Annotated in this window: 18 protein-coding genes; 10 read left to right on the forward strand and 8 right to left on the reverse strand. The window is 43.2% G+C overall.

Translation table 11 applies throughout. The annotated features are described in order from the left end of the window. Positions 1-5 precede the first annotated feature (5 nt). On the forward strand, positions 6-365 hold the full coding sequence (gene queD, locus AB4405_RS05635; protein WP_198593034.1) for a 6-carboxytetrahydropterin synthase QueD: 360 nt from the start codon (positions 6-8) through the stop codon (positions 363-365). A 136-nt stretch (positions 366-501) separates the two neighbouring features. Here queD and AB4405_RS05640 read toward each other — a convergent pair whose 3' ends face one another. The 4 genes from AB4405_RS05640 to AB4405_RS05655 all read right to left on the reverse strand — a co-directional run bounded on the left by AB4405_RS05640 (position 502) and on the right by AB4405_RS05655 (position 4,371). Further along, positions 502-1,863, reverse strand: coding sequence for an L-serine ammonia-lyase (locus AB4405_RS05640; RefSeq protein ID WP_372059978.1), 1,362 nt, complete (start codon positions 1,861-1,863; stop codon positions 502-504). Positions 1,864-1,950: 87 nt separating this feature from the next. Further along, the gene (locus tag AB4405_RS05645) at positions 1,951-3,204 is read right to left on the reverse strand and encodes an aromatic amino acid transport family protein (RefSeq protein ID WP_372059979.1); all 1,254 of its coding nucleotides are present in this window, start codon (positions 3,202-3,204) and stop codon (positions 1,951-1,953) included. 231 nt (positions 3,205-3,435) lie between these two features. Further along, positions 3,436-4,029: a CoA pyrophosphatase gene (locus tag AB4405_RS05650; RefSeq protein WP_102471547.1), complete on the reverse strand. Its 594-nt coding sequence runs from the start codon at positions 4,027-4,029 to the stop codon at positions 3,436-3,438. A gap of 6 nt (positions 4,030-4,035) precedes the next feature. Beyond that, positions 4,036-4,371, reverse strand: coding sequence for an Hpt domain-containing protein (locus AB4405_RS05655; protein WP_372059980.1), 336 nt, complete (start codon positions 4,369-4,371; stop codon positions 4,036-4,038). Positions 4,372-4,683: 312 nt separating this feature from the next. Here AB4405_RS05655 and AB4405_RS05660 point away from each other — a divergent pair, with 312 nt between their 5' ends. Beyond that, a complete protein-coding gene (locus tag AB4405_RS05660) occupies positions 4,684-5,568 on the forward strand; it encodes an RNA polymerase sigma factor RpoD/SigA (protein WP_372059982.1) in 885 nt (294 codons plus the stop codon). Positions 5,569-5,762: 194 nt separating this feature from the next. Here AB4405_RS05660 and AB4405_RS05665 read toward each other — a convergent pair whose 3' ends face one another. Both AB4405_RS05665 and AB4405_RS05670 read right to left on the reverse strand, forming a co-directional pair. Continuing rightward, positions 5,763-6,113 (reverse strand): hypothetical protein, encoded by a 351-nt coding sequence (locus tag AB4405_RS05665; protein ID WP_372059983.1) that lies wholly within the window; start codon positions 6,111-6,113, stop codon positions 5,763-5,765. 132 nt (positions 6,114-6,245) lie between these two features. Next, positions 6,246-6,605, reverse strand: coding sequence for a hypothetical protein (locus tag AB4405_RS05670; RefSeq protein WP_372059984.1), 360 nt, complete (start codon positions 6,603-6,605; stop codon positions 6,246-6,248). A gap of 283 nt (positions 6,606-6,888) precedes the next feature. Between AB4405_RS05670 and AB4405_RS05675 the strand changes: the two genes are divergently transcribed. From AB4405_RS05675 to AB4405_RS05690, 4 genes are all read left to right on the forward strand, one after another. Further along, entirely contained in the window at positions 6,889-8,862 is a 1,974-nt protein-coding gene (locus tag AB4405_RS05675) for an EAL domain-containing protein (RefSeq protein ID WP_372059985.1), read from the forward strand. Between the two features lies 1 nt (position 8,863). Beyond that, complete coding sequence (locus AB4405_RS05680) at positions 8,864-10,321, forward strand: hypothetical protein (RefSeq protein ID WP_372059986.1); 1,458 nt, start codon at positions 8,864-8,866, stop codon at positions 10,319-10,321. Positions 10,322-10,458: 137 nt separating this feature from the next. Beyond that, entirely contained in the window at positions 10,459-10,998 is a 540-nt protein-coding gene (locus AB4405_RS05685) for a heme NO-binding domain-containing protein (protein ID WP_102471554.1), read from the forward strand. Positions 10,999-11,005: 7 nt separating this feature from the next. Then, the gene (locus AB4405_RS05690) at positions 11,006-12,700 is read left to right on the forward strand and encodes an ATP-binding protein (protein ID WP_372059987.1); all 1,695 of its coding nucleotides are present in this window, start codon (positions 11,006-11,008) and stop codon (positions 12,698-12,700) included. Here the strand turns inward: AB4405_RS05690 and pabB are convergent. Beyond that, positions 12,695-14,161: an aminodeoxychorismate synthase component I gene (gene pabB / locus AB4405_RS05695; RefSeq protein ID WP_372059988.1), complete on the reverse strand. Its 1,467-nt coding sequence runs from the start codon at positions 14,159-14,161 to the stop codon at positions 12,695-12,697. The genes AB4405_RS05690 and pabB overlap by 6 nt on opposite strands. Before the next feature lie 191 nt (positions 14,162-14,352). Here pabB and AB4405_RS05700 point away from each other — a divergent pair, with 191 nt between their 5' ends. From AB4405_RS05700 to AB4405_RS05715, 4 genes are all read left to right on the forward strand, one after another. Then, entirely contained in the window at positions 14,353-15,873 is a 1,521-nt protein-coding gene (locus AB4405_RS05700; protein ID WP_372059989.1) for a fumarate hydratase, read from the forward strand. Positions 15,874-15,967: 94 nt separating this feature from the next. Continuing rightward, positions 15,968-16,153, forward strand: a complete 186-nt coding sequence (locus AB4405_RS05705; protein WP_102471558.1) for a hypothetical protein — start codon at positions 15,968-15,970, stop codon at positions 16,151-16,153. 118 nt (positions 16,154-16,271) lie between these two features. Then, positions 16,272-17,645, forward strand: a complete 1,374-nt coding sequence (locus AB4405_RS05710) for a YcjX family protein (RefSeq protein WP_372059990.1) — start codon at positions 16,272-16,274, stop codon at positions 17,643-17,645. Then, positions 17,642-18,664, forward strand: coding sequence for a YcjF family protein (locus tag AB4405_RS05715; protein ID WP_372059991.1), 1,023 nt, complete (start codon positions 17,642-17,644; stop codon positions 18,662-18,664). The genes AB4405_RS05710 and AB4405_RS05715 overlap by 4 nt, the downstream gene beginning before the upstream one ends. A 50-nt stretch (positions 18,665-18,714) precedes the next feature. On the opposite strand, the gene AB4405_RS05720 is transcribed toward AB4405_RS05715, so the two are convergent. Then, the gene (locus tag AB4405_RS05720) at positions 18,715-20,562 is read right to left on the reverse strand and encodes a sigma-54-dependent Fis family transcriptional regulator (RefSeq protein WP_372059992.1); all 1,848 of its coding nucleotides are present in this window, start codon (positions 20,560-20,562) and stop codon (positions 18,715-18,717) included. Positions 20,563-20,788: the final 226 nt, after the last annotated feature.

Genomic DNA, 20,788 nt, shown 5'->3' on the forward strand with positions numbered 1-20,788 from the left:
TTCCTATGAAAACTGAGTTGTATAAAGAGTTCATGTTTGAAGCCGCACATCATCTACCGCATGTTCCAGAGGGGCATAAATGTGGTCGCTTACATGGCCACTCTTTTCTAGTTCGCTTATACGTTGAAGGTGAAGTGGATCCACATACAGGTTGGATTATTGATTTTTCAGAGATAAAAGCTGTATTTAAGCCGATATATGATCGCTTAGACCACTACTACCTGAACGACATTGAGGGGTTAGAGAACCCAACAAGTGAAGTATTGGCTAAGTGGATCTGGGATCAATTAAAACCATCACTTCCTCTGTTGAGTAAAGTTGAGATCAAAGAGACCTGCACGGCTGGTTGTATTTACGTAGGCTAGGGTATTTCTCTTGAATAAAAAAGCCCAAAGTGAGTCACTTTGGGCTTTTTGCTATTGGATGTCCTGTCTTGAAATATGCCCCGAACTGAAATGTTTTACGCATTGGAGTCGAGTCATTTAACAGGGATAAACTAGATTAACACACCACTTTTATAGCAAGGCCACCTTGAGAGGTTTCGCGATATTTGGCGTTCATGTCTTTACCTGTTTCTAGCATGGTTTCAATAACCTTATCTAATGAAACACGAGGCGCCGACGCACGACGTAGCGCCATACGAGTCGAGTTAATCGCCTTCACTGCGGCAATACCATTACGCTCAATACAAGGCACCTGCACTTGGCCTGCAACAGGGTCACAAGTTAAGCCAAGATTATGCTCCATAGCAATTTCTGCGGCCATGCAGACTTGCTCTGGGCTTCCGCCCATAAGCTCAGCAAGACCAGCAGCGGCCATCGAACACGCCACGCCCACTTCACCTTGACAGCCTACCTCAGCGCCAGAAATAGAAGCATTTTGCTTGTATAATCCGCCTACCGCGCCAGACGCCGCGAAATAACGAATGTAATCTTTTTCTGTCACAGTTTGAATGAACTTGTCATAGTAAGCGAGGACAGCAGGGATAATGCCACAAGCGCCATTGGTTGGCGCAGTCACAACACGACCGCCCGCTGCGTTTTCTTCGTTGACGGCAAAAGCATACATGTTCACCCAGTCAACAACAGCCATTGGATCGGTGTTCGTTTTTTCTGATGTCAGTAGCTGCTGGCGAAGCGCCGCCGCACGACGTGGTACACGAAGTGGACCTGGCAAAATGCCTTCAGTGTTCATCCCGCGATCCATACACTCACGCATGGTTTTCCAAATGTTGGCAAAGTAAGTTCGAACGTCATCATCTGAGTAAGCCGCATGCTCGTTCTCCATCACTAACGTGCTAATAGACAAGCCATGTTCTTTACATTGGTTGACTAACTCTTCTGCCGTGTTGAACTCATATGGAGCCTTGATAGCGGACGTCACTTCTTTGCCGAAATTTTCTTCGTCAACAATGAAACCACCACCAATAGAATAATAGGTTTTTGAATAGGCGACGTCTTCATCAATCCAAGCATGGATTTGCATACCGTTTTCATGAAGAGATAAGTTGGAAGAGTGGAAGTTCATTCCGCTGTCGCGAGGAAACGAAACCGTATGGCAATGCATGCCAACAGGTAGACGTTCTGTTTCTTCAACTCGAGCAATAAAGCCTGGAATAGAATCGATATCGACTTTCTCAGGAGAGTTACCTGCTAACCCCATGATAATCGCGATATCAGTGTGGTGACCTTTCCCTGTCAGTGATAGTGATCCATAAACATCTACGGTGATTTTGGTGATGTCGCGTAATTTACCCATCGAACGTAAATCGTCGATAAACTCTTTACCCGCTTTCATTGGACCTACCGTGTGAGAACTTGAAGGACCAACACCAATTTTATAGATATCGAAAACACTAATCATACTGATTTACCTCTAGAAAAGCCCCCTCGAACGAGGAGGCTTAAATTATTGTTATAGGGTGTTTATTTGGCTAATTGACGGAGTCAATTAAAAAGCGCCGTAGATTACAGAAGTAATGGCTGCGATACCACATAGTGCTGTAAAGATTTGTACAGGCGTAGAGGTTTTCAATTTTGCCATTGCCGGTACTTTGCGCATTGCATAAACAGGCATTAGGAACAAAATAGCCGCAATCATCGGCGCACCCATGGTTTCAATCATACCAAGGATGCTTGGGTTGATGATTGATACGATCCAAGTAGTGATAACGATGAACAGTAGCGATACTTTTTCAATCTTCTTAATTGGCATTTTAGAGCGAGATTTACCTAAGCCAACTAGACCTTCGTGTGCACCCAAGAAGTGCCCAAAGTAGCTAGAAGTAATCGCAGCGAACGCAACTACTGGACCAAGAATAGAAATAAGTGGCGATTCATGAACGTTTGCTAAGTAAGACAGTACGCTGATGTTTTGCTCTTGAGCGGTCGCAAGTTGTTCTGGTGAAAGAGACAGAACAACAGAGAACACAAAGAACATAACAAATGTCATCAGCATCATCGCTGCGCCACCAGTAATCATGTCTGTTTTCTTCACAGCATCGTCACCGTATACACGACGTTGCTCTTTAGAGAACTGGCTGATAATAGGGCTGTGGTTGAATGAGAAAACGATAATTGGGATGGCTAACCAAATAACAGAAGGCATTGAACCCCAGTCAGGACTCACGCTTGCCATTGATGTATTCCAATCTGGAATTAGGTACAGCGATAATGCGAGTAAAATCGCAACCAGCGGGTAAACCATTATTGATGTGGCTTTTAGCATAAGCTCTTTACCGAATACCACACCACATGTCATTGCTGCAATTAAACAGCCAGACAGTAACCAACGAGGAATGGACTCCATACCCATTTGGTTGACGAGGAAGGAATCGACTGTGTTAGTGATGCCAACACCGTAGATAAGAACAATAGGATAAATGGCGAAAAAGTAAGCAAAAGTAATAAGGTTTGCGCCAGTTTTACCAAAATGTTCTTCTACCGTATCGGTAATATCGGCATCTGGATTTTTAGCTGAAAGAACAAAGCGCGCTAAACTTTTATGAGCGAACCAAGTCATTGGAGCCGCTATTAGCGCTAGGATAACTAATGGCCAGAAGCCACCCGCACCGGCTTTAATTGGTAGGAAAAGTACACCCGCACCTACCGCGGTACCGAATAAAGACAATGCCCAAGTGAAATCTTTGTAAGTCCACTTAGAAGAAGTGCGGCTAGCAGCCGTAGTTGTTGTTGAAGTAGTCATTTATGTTACTCATTTTTGGGAACAGGAAATAAGTCGGGAGGAGTTTGCAACGTTTTTACGTGCAAAAATTAGATCTAGGTCATGATTTTGCGGGGTCTATTCATAGTGCTGATGAATTCGTTAATTGGGTCACGTTTTTATTGTGCTACAGATTAGTTCCGCTAACTTTCAGATTAGTTTAACTAATGATAATTAGCGGAAACGATTGCGTTTTGTGACTAAGATGTGAGGCTATTGTTGCGTAAGTTGATGCTGGAGGCTTTGGATGATTTGTGCGGTTACGCCCCATATGAAATGGGTCTTGTATGGGATGGCCAAAACTCGGTGATTCTGCCCCTTTATATTGAAACGGTGCATTGTCATGTTTGATGTATGAGCTAAAAAATCGAGAGGAACTTCGAATAGATAATCGACTTCATTTTTATCTACCCTGGGCTGGTAGGTTGGTTTAACGAAAGCAATGATAGGCGTGACTTGGAATTGAGTAATCGTAATGAGATCGGGTAAATGCCCGATCACTTCTACTTCATCGTACCTTAACCCGATTTCTTCTTCAGCTTCTCTTAACGCAGTAAAGTGGGCGTTGGGATCGCTAGGCTCCACTTTACCGCCAGGAAAACTAATTTGTCCCGGGTGGTGTTTCAGGTGTTTAGCTCGCTTCGTAAGGATGACTTGTAGGCGTCCGTTTCTCTCAACTAAGCCAATGAGCACGCTAGCAGCACGAAGTGTCAGGTGTTGAACATGCGCTGAACGTTGCTTTGATTCGGGATGATAATCAGAAAGAGCATGCAGCTGAAAGCGTTGTAGAAATTCATATCGAGTCATCTAATGCTACGCTACCGACGCTAAGTATTCATTGATTTGATTTTTGACGACCTGCATTTCTGCGACCACCAAATTAATATCTTCTACATCTGGAGCTTCATTATTTCGAGTCATACCTTCAATTGCCTCTAGTTTATCTACGGCCTTCGTTTCCCCAAAGCTAGCGAGGATCCCTTTTAGGGAGTGTGCAGTAATGAACAACTCACTCCAGTTTTGTGTCTGATATAGGTTGAGCACCGTCTCAGCCCCATTCTCATGTTCTTCCATAAAGGCCATAAAAACGGCTGCGATGATGTCTTCGTCATTGTCCATATAACTACGCAGTACATCGAAATCAATCATTGTTTAGTCCTTTTATTATTCATCGTTGGCAAGCTTAAAGTGATCACGTTTACTTCTTACTTCATATACTTACAAAATAGTACAGCTGGTGTAAAAATGAAAATAGAAACACCTATCATCTAAACTTCTTAGATTTGAGCGGCAAGAATCTAGTACTTTACGACTAGAAATCAAAAAAAATAAGTCATTCTTTAGCTGTAAACTTTGATGCATAGAATAAACCTGTCTATTCTTATTTGTGCGACATATATAACAAAAAATCAACAATCGCTTCGTCAGGCTAGTGTTGCGACACAAAATAAGGAACATTGAATGAGCGCAAGGATAGAAACGCCCAATACGACAAGTCAAGGTTCAGACTATAACGAAAAAAATACAGACTTTTACTCAAAGTACATTAAGGATGTCGTTGGGGTTGACTTGCTGACGCCCGAACAAGAGTATCACTATGCAACACTTGCCCGAAGAGGTGAGAAAGCCGCGAGAGATGTATTGATCGAATCCAACCTTCGACTTGTTGTGAAAATCGCTAGAGGTTACACAAAGAGAGGGCTAAGCAATCACACTATTCTTGATCTTATCGAGGAGGGGAATCTTGGCTTGATGAAAGCGGTTGATAAGTTTGAGCCAGAAAAAGGCTTTCGTTTTAGTACTTATGCGGTGTGGTGGATTAGAGAAAGTATCGAATCGTCCTTAATGAATACAGGTCGTACGGTTCGGCTGCCGGTACATGTGATTAAAGAAATTAATCGCCTTTCCAAACAAACAAAGAAAATGAGTGCTGACTTAAAACGCTCTCCGTCAGTCAAAGAAATTGCGGATAAGGCAGATAAATCACAGGCTCATGTTAGCGAGTTGATTCACATGAGCGGCTTTATTGAATCAAGTTCGTCGGTCGATATTATCGACAAAGCGTATTTGTCGTTAGATAACTGTCGTTCAGAGGCTATCCCAGAGCCGTATGAGGTCTGCCATGATGAAAAGTTATTGCGTAATCTAGAGCTCGTTATTCTCTCACTACCTGACAAGTATAAAGATATTGTCATTCATCGCTTTGGCTTGTTTGGGAAAGAGGTTTTAACATTAGATGCGCTTGGTGAAAAATATGGTCTATCAAAAGAGCGGGTCAGACAGCTGCAACAAGAAGGGGTATCAAAATTGCAGAATAAGCTTAAATTTGACGGATGGATTAACTGAGCCACTTCTCTTAGTGGGCATGTTGGCTGCTATGGGTGGTGAGGCCTTGGTTAGGAAGGTGGTAATGCCTTGGTGAGCATTATTTGACATGCTTGACCTTGTTGTGAAATTTGCTAGCCCAACGATAAAGGACATACGCTGTAGCAAGCATACCGACAACAAGAGCAAGTGTGTGAGAGCATAATCACGCTAGATTAGTGCATCGCACATCGATTTTTGGATTGATTGAGAACCATAACAAGGCGCTCTTTACTTGCAGACTCGAGTTGGGTTGTTAAAATCCGCTCAAACGCAGCTTGGTATACCCGGTTTTTAAGCACAACTAAAATTGTTGCTTCCAACTTATTCAAACGCAGTTTCGCTGTCTTGATCTCTTCTTCAGAAGTCGCTGTCACTACAGGCTGATATGCCGTGTCATACCAGGCGGACAACATCTCCCTCACTTCAATTTCTTCTACAGGTACGTCACCGTGATTCAGTTCCAAATCGCTTGACGGTAGTTGACTGTAGCGCGTGTCCAATTTGTTTTTTACAAATTTATACATAAAAATCATTCGCTTGAAAGAAGTGAACTAAACTTAGCACCTTGTCCTAGGATTATCTATTGATAATATTAATAATATTGTCGAATCTCACAAAAGAAACAAATTTTCGACGCTACGTACCTGGTTGCGATATTAAGGTTTGTATTCTGTCGATACGTGTTTGTCGAGTAGGTAATCAAGATACCTACGTGCAAGTGACTCTCTATGCCATTGCGAAATTATTCGTTTCATGGCACAAAAATAGGCCTTGAACCTGATTAATGTTTTTAACGTACGAGTTAACCGTTCAAAGTTTTTTTTGTTTTCAAGAAAAGAACAGTTAACGGGTATAGCGCGCTCAAGAGGCTGAAGTCCTGCTTCATACCAACAAGTAACAATATCTCTAATCTCGATTTCTTCTTCAGGAACATCATTACTGTTAAGCCGCTTAAATGCTGGCGGCACGGTAATGTAGCTCTCATCATAAATATTAAACACATAGAAGTAGCTCATAACATCATCTCGTTGTGCTGGAACGACAATAAACTAGGAAGTTATCGATAGCATTCAAGATAAATGAGTCACTAGTAATAGAAATACCATTAAAAATGAACAAATGTCACATTTGTTTAGACAGTATTCATTGTAACCAGTGTGGAGGGGATAAGTGATGCGGCGTAGTCGCGTATTATCGGCAAACTAACTTGATTTCGACACTATATTTCCTAGTTTGGTAGATAAGTTCGCTGTGGTGTTTATGCAACTCGTCAATTAAGGTCGCTATAGAGAAAAAGTCATGGTATCGAGTACAAACGATAGACAAAAGTTATTTTGGTCTGAAGGGCTACCGGACATAACCAAAGTCGTGTCAACGGGGGAATTTTGGCAAAACATCTTATCGCTTGAATTGAGCGCTGAACAGCTTCAACCGCCTTCATTGGAGACTATTAATCAACTGCTGAGTTTAATTCGCGATGTTGAATTAGGCGGTGTACCCGCGGCCTTATCTGTTCCTTTGCAAACCACGGCAAGAGAAATGCTCATCGTTAAATTTGAGGTTTATCTGATCGTTGACGAGCAAGTTAAAGGGTGCGTGACCTTGATGTCACGTACGGACGGTTACATCAGCGTGCTCACGTTAATAGAACAGTTGTTAGATGAACGAATGGGTGGGGTGATGATTACCAATCAAGACCACGAAGTCATCTTTGTTAACCATACCTTGTGCCAACAGCATAACGTTTCAGCGATAACAGCGTTAGGTCAAAACATCACAAACATCAGTTTATTCCACCAAAATAATGCCCATCTCGAGGTATTCAAACAAACGATTCGCAGTTGTTGTAAATGGCAAGGCGCTATGGCAACACGTTCAAAAGAAAGTAAAACCATGATCGAGATAGTGAATGTTAGAAAAATCCAATTGGCGCATTCTCAGCATGTTTATATTTATTCGTTTACTGCCGATACTGATGCTCAGCCAACGCCACTCTTCTCTAGTTGTGACTTAGCGATCACAGAGCAAGTACTTGATGAAACCTCTTTCCGAATTAAAGCTCAAGCACTGTCTCGCCGCGGCGGTAAGTTCATTATTCTTTCATTTCAACCTAACTTTTATTCTGAGCTTGAAGAAACATCGAGAAATAAAGTCTTGCTTGCACTGAGCCATTTCCATGATAAAGAAAGCTTTGGGTATCTCGGAAATAACACGTTTGTTGTGATTATTCGAATTAGAAATACGGATGGAAAAGATTTATCAACGATTAATTTGAGCATTAGGCAGTTTTTTTCAGGGTTGAAAGCCTACCTTGATGGTCATCTTGTCAATGATATTTCAGAGGGAAAAGTAGGCGTAGCACTATATGGCCTCAATAATAACAGCGTAGATGAGGTGATATCTCAGTCAGTACAAGCCATGTTCGTCCATGAAGTGGGAAAAAGTAATATAAATTATTACGATGAAGCGCTCGTAAAAGCGAACATCAGAAGGAAGTGTTTGGAGCGTTTACTAATCGAAGCGATTAAAAGTAAAGAGATTGATGTTAATTTTCAGCCTATTGTCGATACTCAAAGCGGGGAAGTCACAAAGCTAGAAGCGCTATGTCGGTTCCGATTTGAAGACGTAAAGTATTCTGTCCAAGAGGTGATTTATATAGCCGAAGAGCTCAGAGTAATCTCGGAATTAGATTTGATTGTTGCCAAGCGTGCGATTGAAGAATTTTTGATCATTCAACACTCAAGCTTACAACCCTTGTCGTTATCGTTGAACTGTTCCTTGGTGGAATCAGGGGAGTATTCTGCACACCTATGTGATTTATTTGAATTCATCGACCACTCTTCGATTGACAATAAATTGGTGACGATAGAGATTACTGAGACCGCATATTTTATCAATAACACCCAAAATGCAAACCTAATTAAAACAATCCGATCGGCAGGGGTAAAGGTTGCTGTTGACGATTTTGGCACTGGAAACGCTTCATTTTCTTATTTTAGTGATTTCGACTTTGATGAGTTGAAAATTGACAAAAAATTTATTTCTAATATTGATGAAGTTAAACAAAAATATTTTGCAGTCAATATGTTGCGGCAGTTGTCTCATGACTTGAACATTAAAGTTGTCGCGGAGGGGGTAGAGAAAGAATCGGAACTTGCTGTTTTGAAGGCGATAGGCGTTGACTACATTCAAGGTTACCTTTTTTATCAGCCGATGACGCCAGCCCAAGTAGGGGTGTTAATGGCGCAATCCACCGCGGGAAGTTCAGTATAGTATGATGACCTTAGAACAGGTAACGTCAAACTCATCGACTTGTATTGGACGACGCAATATCGTGCAATTACCTGGCGGTACGATCGTGTTTAACCAAGATTATTTGTGCGCAGAGGTGAGTGAGTTAAAAGGATTACTACCGCAGCTTGTTATTTTTGATGGTGTCGGTGGAATATTCAAAGACTTTGGTAATGGAATGTATGGTTTTCTACCTATTGCCGGTTTCAAAGGCGGGTTAAAACTACGATGTGTTGTAGAAAACGTCGTTATTCGCGTGAAGTGTGATCTTAAATTGTGGGGCGATGAGGCTATTCCTCTCGAGTTTGGGCATATAAGTGCTCGAGAACCAAAGGTATCTTACTCATTGCTCAGTGATGGCACGCTGTTCATATCTAAAAATCAAATCGCTGACGCACTAGCGATTAATCCTGCCGTTGATGACCACCTGCGTGTTTTGACCATAGTAAGTACGTCTAGCTGCAGTTATGTCAAACAATGCCAAGATTATGCGCTTCTTGTCCCGAGATTTCCTGGCATCGTCCAATCTCAAGCTGGAACAAAAACAGGTCTACATATTACGTTAACGAACGTGAGCGACAGCACCAGTGTCCAATATACGATCTTTGTTGATCCTGTGTTGTTTGCATCGATTGTAACGCGACCTTTACTATTTTCTGCGTCGAAAGATACTTGTGTTTTAACTCAACAACAGCTTTTAATTGATGCACATAAACAGTTAACCAGCCCAATACTGTTCGTTGAACGTTTATACTCAATTGATCGACATGCGCTGTGTGAACCGTCATATAATGGCTCATTTGAGGTGGCGTTGGCTCCTTATAAAGGTACGTGCTGTAATCTTTTGCTTTATAGCATCTCTGATGCAATAGAAACTATAGCAACAGGCGTTACTATGTTGTCGCCTCAGACTGTTGGTCAGAAAAACATTGAACATGAAGTAATGAAGTGGGCCGAAATCGAATTAAATACACGAGATATTATTGATATAGCTGCCCAGCCTGATATCGCAAAACCGACACTCAAGTGCTCTAATGGCGTCTCAAAAACCAATGACCTGGAAGGCAAGGTTACGCTTACTATCCCCTCAAGTAGCAAAGGGTTAGAGACATTATTTGTGTATCTTGGCGAGGTGTGCAATGAAGCTAGTGCCTTGTCATTTGACCTTATATTCATGCCTAATGTCTCTTATCAAAGTTGTGTTGTACGTAAGTCTGATCATCATTGGCAAGTGTCTCGTCGCGAACTGCAGCAGCTTGTGAGTCAAAGGAGTCGAAAGCGGATTCAGCGTATTGATATTCACTGTCGTCATGCTTTTGTTACGTCGAACGATCTTAAATTCTGCACGTTATGGACCATTAAACCGAGTGAAATAATGAGCTTGAACTTAACCTTGAATTTCGAAGATGGGACGGTCGGCTTTTCGTCGGTTTCCATTTGACATTGAATGCTTGTTTTCATTGTCTTGTTACGATTTCATCTTTAGGACCTAAAATATTGGATTTTATGGATATATTCATCTATTACTTTCTATTAGTAAGATAAGTAATCAAGGACACGTCGACAAGGAGGCGGTTGATGAAAGGGATAATTTTCACTGAGTTTATGGAATTGGTCGAAGAGAAATTTGGCTTGGATGTGTTAGATGAAGTACTCGATATGTCTGGCGATGAAGGCGTTTATACGTCCGTAGGAAGTTATGATCACAAAGACCTAGTTAAATTGATTGTGAATTTGAGTAAGAAAACGAATATTGACCCCGCGACGTTACAACAAGTGTTTGGACAAACCGTATTTAGCGCGTTACTGAAGTCATTACCCGACAGTGCCAGTATTGGACAGAGTGATTCGACGTTTCAATTTATACGGCATGTGGAAAACTATATTCATGTTGAAGTGAAAAAATTGTATGCCGATGCTCAGCCTCCTAAGTTTCATTTTATTAGTGAAACTGAAACCGAGATGGTCTTGGATTACGAAAGTGCACGTTGTATGTCTCACGTCTGTTTAGGATTGATCGAAGGGTGTGCCAATCATTTTGGAGAGCAGTTAGAAGTCAAGATGACACCTCAAACCGATGACAACAGCGTCGTTCGCTTTAATCTAACTCTTGCCTGAGAAGTCTATGCCTAGTGAAGCCGCACTCGAAAGGAAGATCAAACGCGAAAAAGCAGCTCGTCAGGCTGCAGAGAGGTTATTGGAAGAAAAAAGCCTTGAACTCTTTTCTGCAAATCAGAAATTAGAACAAGCGCTTAAACAAGTTGAGATGCGTTCGGAAGCCAGTTTTAAGCGATTAGAACTGCAGCAAAGTGTAGAAAAAATACTGATTCATTTTGGGCGGATGTTTTTGCGTACCAACCTCGATGATGTGTTGTTGCTTGATCTTGTCAGGCAGCTTGATGATATGTCAGATAATATTAGTTGCTCTGTTAAACTTCATCCGGATCTTATCCCTTCCCTCAAACAACAAGTTTATGTTTCAGCATCAATGAATAAACAAGAGGAGGGGGATATACATATTACGGCGAGTGTTCCAATTGAAGTGGAACAACAAAGAGTGGGGTCGTTGAACCTTACAATGTTAAGAGACTCCGTTGATGTCGGCTTTGTTCACAGTCAAATGTCCTTGGTGTGTGAGTTGCTGTCGAGTTCGATATCGCGGCAATTGATCACTATTCGGCATATTGAGTCAAAAGAACGAGCGGAAGCTTCTGAGCGTTCTACTCGTGAATTTTTAGCCATGATAAACCATGAGTTACGTACCCCACTTAACGGCTTATTGGGCAGCGTAGAACTGTTAGCGGATACCACGTTAACCGATTCGCAAAAAGACTTGCATCAAAATCTGAGCCAATCAGGGTTGATGTTACGCTCAATTATCAATGACTTGCTTGATTTCAGCAAAATAAATGCTGGCATGTTGGAGCTGATTCATTCTGAGTTTAGATGGCAAAATATCAACGCTATGCTGCTGAGTATTTTTGAACATAAAGCGGCAGAAAAACAAATCCATTTTCACACCGAAGCTCAATGCCTTGAAGACAAAGTTATATGTGCCGATCAGGAGCGACTGACTCAGATTTTCGTCAATCTGTTAGGTAACGCCATTAAGTTTACTGAGCGTGGTCATGTTCGCCTAGAGGTTCAGGAAGAGGAAGGGGCTTACGTATTCTCGATCTCTGATACCGGCATTGGTATTAGTGAAAGCGCACAACTTAAATTATTTCAACCTTTTACTCAAGCTGACCGCTCTAGTTCAAGGAATTATGAAGGGACAGGTCTTGGGCTTGCCATTTGTAAACGATTGGTTGAGTTGATGAATGGTAGTATATCGCTAAGCAGTAAGATTGGCGTGGGCACTGTCTTTAAAGTGACACTGCCGCTTTGTGTCGAATTAGCCTCAAGCCATCAAGAGCGCAAAGTCATACAAGAAGAAATTGCGATCGACTTATCAACAATGAAAGTACTCGTCGTCGACGACATAAAATTAAATCAGGTAATCATTACCAAAATGCTGAGTAAGCTAGGGATCGACCCTGACATTGCTGTCAATGGTGTGGAAGCGGTAGAGCATGCACGAAAATGTGGTTATGACCTGATTTTTATGGATTGCCGTATGCCAGTGATGGATGGATTTGAAGCCACGAGGACTTTGCGTTCTGAACACTATGCAAAGCCGATTGTCGCCCTGACGGCAGGGACGACTCGAGAAGAACGCCAAACCTGTTTTGACGTAGGCATGGACGACATACTCTCGAAACCCTATACCGCAAAAGATCTAACTAAAACGCTATCTAAATGGCACTCTGACCGCTTATAAAACAGGCAGAATCTTCGCCAGTTTATCAAAGGTTTCTTGATACTCGGCTTCACACTGACTATCAGCAACAATCCCGCCTCCAGCCCAAGCATGAATTTTACCCTGATACGCGGCAAGTGTACGGATGGTAATACTTGTATCCATCACGCCATGAGCACTGATATAACCAATACTGCCGCAATAAATATGTCGGCGATGGGGCTCTAATTCTTCAATGATCTCCATGGCACGGATTTTAGGTGCGCCAGTAATCGACCCCCCAGGGAAGCTTGCTTTCAAAAGGTCAAGAGCGCTGTATGGTTCATCAAGTTGTGCTGTGATGGTGCTGACAAGATGATGGACAGCTGGAAAGCTCTCAATATCAAACAACTTAGGCACTTTTACACTACCTGGCTTCGCGACGCGCCCAATATCGTTACGTAACAAATCGACAATCATCAAGTTTTCAGCTTGATCTTTGCTGGCATTAGACAGCTCGAGCGCGTTTGCTTCATCTTGCTGCGGGTCTTGGCTTCTTGGCCTTGTTCCTTTAATTGGCTTTGTTTGCACTTGTTTATCATTGGCAAGGAGGAATCGCTCGGGTGAAATACTTAATATGGCGATGTCGTCTAAACGAATAAAGGCACTAAATGGCGCTTTATTTTGCTGGTCTAGCTGTGTGAATGCCTGCCATTCGCTGCCTTCGTAATCAGCTTGCCAGCGCTGGGCTAGATTGATTTGGTAGCAATCTCCTGCCTGTAAGTAGCGTTGCACTGCTGAGAACTTATCGCTGTATTCACTTTTAGTCATATTGGCGTGCCAATTCGACGTTCTCTTAAAGCATGTCGTTATGGGGGCAACTTGAGCTTGCAACCAAGCTAAGTGTTGATGGACATTTTGGCCTACGACAATGGCTTTTTTATCTCGATGGTCGACAATGAGCGCCCAATCATAAATACCGACTGCCATCTCTGGTGCATCGATATCTTGAATGGCTAAGTCGGGGAGGTGTTCAACTCTTCGGCCTAAGTCATACGAAAAATAACCGAGCGCTCCCCCTACAAATGGCCAATGACTATCGCTGTCAACGTGGCCGATATGCTCTAGTATCGCCGTCTCCAACAAAGAAAACGGGTCATTGGTGCTAGTGGTTGTTGTCGTGGAAGTGCTTGCCATCGCGCTAGTCGTTGCCGTTGTGCTAGTAGATGCCGCCGCGGTTTGGTTTACCGTTGAAGCCTGGTTTACCGTTGCAGCTTGGTTTGTTACACATTGCGTGATGGTTGTGTTCAGGTTATGAGTGACAAGGGTCGCAACCGGTTTTGTGACAAGAATGTCGAAGCGGCTGTCTTCATGATCCAAGGACGAAGATTTCAATAACATTGACCAAGAATTGCATTCAATGGCAGCAAAGTAGTGGGTAGCGAGATCGTCTTGATAAGGAACGTCAAGGAATTGAATAGGTTGTAATTCTTTAGTATTCATTTGTGTAAATTGTGACAGAAACGTTGTCGCACACATGGCGCATGATGGAAAGCAAGAGTATCATAATTTCACAATAAAAAGTCGGACATTTATCCTTGAATTTAATAGGGTTTAGCTTGGTGTGTTGCTTGCCACATGCTGCAATAAAACCAGTCCGTCATCCAGGAAGCAATTAAAATAAAGAGGTATTCATGGCGATTATTCGTAAAGAAGACGTAATCAGTAGTGTCGCTGATGCATTGCAGTACATCTCGTACTATCACCCTCTCGATTTTGTTCAAGCCCTAGATAAGGCGTATCAAAAAGAAGAGAGTCAAGCAGCGAAAGACGCGATTGCCCAGATTTTGATTAACTCGCGTATGTCTGCAGAAGGACATCGTCCGATTTGCCAAGATACTGGCATCGTGACGTGTTTCGTTAACATCGGGATGAATGTTCAGTGGGAGTCTGATCTCACGGTTCAGCAAATGGTTGATGAGGGCGTGCGCCAAGCCTACACCAACCCAGATAACCCTTTACGCGCATCAGTATTAAAAGACCCAGCTGGTAAGCGAATTAATACCAAAGACAATACACCGGCCGTCGTTCATATCAATATGGTACCCGGTGACACGGTAGAAATTCAGATTGCAGCTAAAGGTGGTGGCTCTGAGAATAAAACCAAAATGGTCATGCTAAACCCCTCTGATGATATTGCCGAGTGGGTAGAGAAAACGCTGCCGACAATGGGGGCTGGTTGGTGCCCACCGGGTATGCTTGGCATAGGCATTGGTGGTACGGCCGAAAAAGCGGCCGTGTTGGCGAAAGAATCACTAATGGAACATATCGACATTCAGGAACTTATCGACAAAGGCCCTGAAAATGCAGAAGAAGAGCTACGTCTTGATATCTTCAATCGAGTAAACAAGCTTGGTATTGGTGCGCAAGGTCTTGGTGGCCTGACGACCGTCGTTGATGTGAAAATCAAAACGGCACCGACTCACGCAGCGTCAAAACCTGTGTGTTTAATTCCAAACTGTGCGGCAACTCGTCATGTCCACTTTACGCTTGATGGAAGTGGCCCTGCAGAGCTGACTCCACCAAAACTGGAAGAGTGGCCAGACATTACTTGGGAAGCTGGCGCTAACACGCGCCGAGTGAACCTAGATGAAGTGACGAAAGAAGACGTACAAGAGTGGAAGACCGGCGAAACAGTTCTACTTTCGGGTAAGATACTCACAGGTCGTGACGCGGCACACAAGCGTATCCAAGGTATGCTGGAGAGTGGTGAAGGCTTACCTGCTGGCGTCGATTTTAAAGGTAAGTTCATTTACTACGTTGGCCCTGTTGATGCCGTTGGTGATGAAGCCGTAGGCCCTGCGGGTCCGACTACCTCGACACGAATGGATAAGTTTACCGATATGATGTTGGATGAAACCGGCATTATGGGCATGATTGGCAAAGCGGAACGTGGCCCTGCGACGGTACAATCAATTAAAGATCACAAAGCGGTGTATCTGATGGCGGTTGGCGGGGCGGCATACTTAGTGGCAAAAGCGATTAAGAAAGCACGCGTTGTCGCGTTCGAAGACCTTGGCATGGAAGCGATTTACGAATTTGAAGTGGAAGATATGCCGGTTACAGTGGCGGTTGACTCGAGAGGTGCCAATGCTCACCAGATCGGACCAGACACTTGGAAAGTGAAAATTGCGGAAGCAGAAAAGGCATCATAGATAAAAAAAATAAGAGGGGATGTGCAGACATCTTCTCTTTTTTATCTATAATTCAGTCGTATACTGAATAAAAACAATGAAGGAGAGCGCACGAATGCCTCGATTTATACAAATATTACAGATAGCGGTACTGCTCATCGTTGGCTTTTTTGTTGGCTACGATCTTATTTTTCATGGTGTCAGCATCTTTAATGAAAAGTATGTCACCATGGCCTGCGTATTGACCGCACTTCTTGAAATTGCACTCTTTGTTATCTACAAATTGATTGAAGACGATTAAGTAAAATCCTACGCTGTTGTATTCAAACCCCTGAATTTATTCAGGGGTTTTTTGTTCATGTTTCGTTAATCTCGTATAGTACATACTGTCACCTCGTTAATTATTTGGAGTACGTTGAATGAGCAGAATTGGTCAAGAAGTCTCTGACATCCTGCATAGAAGTATGGATTCTCATGTGAGAATTGCGGTCACTGGGTTGTCTCGTGCTGGGAAAACAGCATTCATTACTTCACTAGTCAATCAACTGCTTCATACCTCAACGCATGACAATCTGCCCTTATTAGAATGTGCGAGAGATAATCGGCTTATTGGCGCGAAACGTGTACCACAGTCAAATTTGATGGTGCCGCGATTTGCTTATGATGACGCGTTGGAACAATTGCATTCGACCCCGCCGGATTGGCCGAAACCTACTCGAGATGTCAGTGAAATTCGCTTGGCGTTGAAATACAAACCCGCAAAAGGGGCCAAGAGATTATTAAGCAAAACATCCACACTGTACATTGATGTCATTGACTATCCCGGTGAATGGTTACTGGATTTGCCTTTGTTAGACATGACATTTGAACAGTGGAGTGAGGGGCAGTTCGATAATTTGAAGGGCATTCGCCAAGAATGTGCGGAGACATGGTTGTCGAGCCTAGACGCTTTTGACGTTAATGCTGAAGCGAATGAAAAGCAGATAGCCGCGATATCGCAAGATTTTACGGACTATCTTCTGGAATGCAAAAAACGCGGCCTACACTGGGTGCAACCTGGAAGGTTTGTATTACCCGGAGAGCTACAAGGCGCGCCAGTGTTGCAGTTTTTTCCATGCCTTACCCCTGCTGAAAAATTAACAAAAAATAGCGGTTATGACATGTTGAAACGCCGCTATGAAGAATACCAAAGTAAGGTGGTGAAACAGTTTTATAAGAATTATTTCTCGACCTTTGACCGTCAAATTGTGCTGGTAGATTGCTTACAACCTTTGATGACAGGTAATGAATCATTTCATGATATGAAAGATGCGTTGCAACAAATTATGAAGAGTTTTCGATATGGACAAAGCAATTTGTTACGTCGTCTATTTTCTTCTCGGATTGACAAGATATTGTTTGCCGCAACTAAGGCGGACCACGTGACGCCAGAGCAACACAATAACTTAGTCAGCTTATTACAACAGTTGGTTCACCCTGCTTGGCAAGATACCGCCTTTGAAAACATCGAGATGAGCTGTATGAGTGTCGCATCTATTCGAGCGACACAGGCCGGGTTTGTCGGAAAAAGTGCCGAGAATATGCCCGCATTGCGAGGGACAACATTAGCTGGTGAGTCGATAACCCTTTATCCAGGTGACGTACCAGCAAAGCTACCAAAACCAGAATATTGGCAAGACAATCGATTCGAATTTACGGCATTTCGGCCTCTTGAAAACGAACCGGATGCACCTTGTAGTCACATACGAATTGATAAAGCACTACAGTACTTAATTGGAGATAAACTTCGATGAATGACATAAAAGGGCGAAAAGTATTCGCCGATGAAGAACCTACATTAGAACATTCGCAAGAAGTGAATAGCCAGACCTTATTTGAGCCACAAGAAACCTTTGTCCCTGCGGCGCCGGAACCATCCGATGACTTGGAGGGACAAGAATTAGAACAAGTCGTCAAAGGAAGCACTAAGAAAGGTTGGCTGGCAAGTTCATTCCTACTTGTGTTTACTGGGCTTGTTGGTTGGCAAGCCGTCGACAATGTCGTGACGGCAATCAATACCGGTGATTGGTTATCACTGGGTTGGTCTGGATTAGTGACTGCCGTCGCTGTGCTAGGAATTGGTGCTTTTGGCAAAGAGTTATACAAACTTAGAAAACTGAAAGACCATTTTTCTGCTCAAGAACAGGCGGAAGCCATTATTGACAATGATGGTGTTGGGCAAGGGCAAGCCTTCTGTCAAAAGTTAGCTAATGAAGCTGGCATTCAACCTGAACACCCTGCTTTTGACCGATGGAAAAACAGTGTTCATAGCGCGCACAGCGATGCTGAAGTGCTGAACATGTATCAATCTATGGTGATTAAAGAGCAAGATAAACAGGCACTCACAACGGTCTCTAGGTTATCAGGAGAAGCGGCGTTGCTGGTGGCGTTGAGTCCATTGGCGATTGCCGATATGCTGTTGATAGCGTGGCGAAACTTCAAAATGATCGATCAACTATCGGAAGTCTACGGGGTCGAGTTGGGTTATTGGTCTCGTTTGAAGTTGTTTAAATTGGTATTGGTGAACATCGCCTTGGCTGGTGCAAGTGAGCTCGCTATAGAATCGAGCGCTGACATTCTGTCATTAAATATCGCAGAAAAACTCTCCGCTAGGGCAGGGCAAGGATTAGGCGTGGGATTGATCACTGCGCGATTAGGGTTGAAGACAATGATGTTGATGCGGCCGATACCATTCCAAGAACAAGATAAGCCAAGGTTAAGTACGATTAAAACCTCTGTGATGTCGCGTCTGAAAGATAAACTAACGTCATAGGTAAGTATTCTTATCAATCTAATAGGCCCCAGAATGCAACTGGGGACCCGTTAACGAATGCCTTGTTCACGTAACCTTTTGTATAAAGTATTTCGGCTGACGTTTAGGATCTTTGCAGTAGCGGAAACGTTGCGCCCGTGAGTCTCATACACGGATAACCAATCATCAGGAGGGTTGTCTAGCGCTTGTGGAATTATGGGTTCAGAAGAAAAATGAACGGTTGGTTCTAAATCATTCAAAAAGTCGTCGGGAAGGTGTTCTATGGTAATGGTCTCAGTATCAGACATCGCCACTGCAATCTGAATGACACTCACCATCTGTCGTATATTGCCCGGCCAAGGGTGCGATTTAAATAATGACAGCACATCAAAGCTAAGCGTGGGTAACGACTCAGACTGTGAATACTTACGTAGCAGGTATGAGATTAACGCTTCTTTGTCGGTACGCTCTCTCAGGGCGGGGAGTGTGATGTTGAGTCCAGTCACTCGATAATACAAATCTTGTCGAAAAGTGCCTTGGTCAACATCGATTTTAAGATTTCGGTTCGTCGCTGAAACTAGCTTAAAATCAACAGGATAAGAAGATGTTGAGCCCAGTGGCGTCACTTGCCTTTCTTGTAGTACCCGTAATAGCCGAGCTTGTACATTCATTGGCATATCACCTAGCTCATCAAGAAATAAGGTACCTTGGTCGGCTTTTCTTATCAGGCCGATGTAACCTTGTGTACGAGCGCCAGTAAACGCCCCTTTTTCATAGCCAAACAGCTCCGATTCAACAAGCTCTGACGGAATAGCAGCGCAGTTTACGGCAATCAAAGGTGCGTTCTTTCGCGCACTGGATTGATGAAGAGCATTCACAAAGACTTCTTTCCCAACCCCTGTTTCCCCATGAATCAAAATCGGTATTTCGGTATGTAGAATTCGACTGGCTTGGTTAATCGCCTTTGCTAAGCGAGGATCACCCATATTGATTCCTGCGAGATCAAGAGGCGCATCGTTAATCTTGGAGGCCACGTTTTCAGGCGCAGCGAGTCGGTAATCAAGTTGTCGAGCCTTTTGCTTAGCTGGCGGAAGAATAATGGCGAACACTCGGGATTGATTAAGGGATGACACTGGAAATGGCGTAAAAGCAGGGTGTGACATCACATGATTTAGTTTCGCATCGAAAATTTGCTCAAAACGTTGCAGTGCAAGATTTTTCCCCAATACAACTTCTGCTCTTCGATTCGCCGACACGATAATACCCGCCTCATTGAATACTAAGAGTGAAGACCACTGACTATCGATATTGTCGGGCGATGAATTAAACCAAAACAGGTAGTGGTCATCTTGAAAACGGCTGGTGATGAGCTGATTTTCAATTGCTTGAGACATGAGTTTGACCATACCTAACGTATGCGCTGTAGGCATATAGGCGTCACTTGAAATCGACAACACACCAGTAAGTCTTCGGTCGGCATCAAACAACGGCGCGGCAGATCCTGCCATAAATCGATTACATGACAGAAAGTGCTCGTCTCTAAAAATCTGCACAACGGAGCCGGTTTGTAGCGCCGTTCCTATCGCATTAGTGCCAATTAAACTCTCTTTCCAGTGCACGCCATTTTTGAAAACATGGGGCTGCTGACGGCTAAAAAAGTGCTGCTCTCCCCAGCTGTTGAGGACTTGGCCTTGAGGGTTCGCTAATGAGATCAAACAGTTACTATTGGCGAGCAGGCTATCATAAAACGGAAGTACTTTTTGTTGGGTCGTATGGATTAAACTCTCGCTTTCTTCTGCGATGTGAGTGAAGGATTGCCCTGTCGACATTTCGATAATAGGCGTGCTGGAATGGGAGAGTCCCGCTTCTCGGCAGCGTTGCCACGATTTATCGATGATAATCTTGTGAGTGTTATCCATATCGTTACCCGAATTCATTTATAGAGTGAACACACTAAAGGTTCGTTTGCGAACAATAGTGTTCACTAACTGCGCAATTAACATATCATTCTGCTGAACACTGTGAACACAAATTGTTAACAAGTGTTACCTGGATCAACAAAACAAAATAGCGATTAAAATCAAGTTATGACAATGGCTTAGTGTTTTTTTGTCATTTCTTCAATGAGTTATATTTATAAATGTA

The organism is Vibrio sp. 10N.261.51.F12, assembly GCF_041471725.1.
Classification (GTDB): Bacteria; Pseudomonadota; Gammaproteobacteria; order Enterobacterales; family Vibrionaceae; genus Vibrio.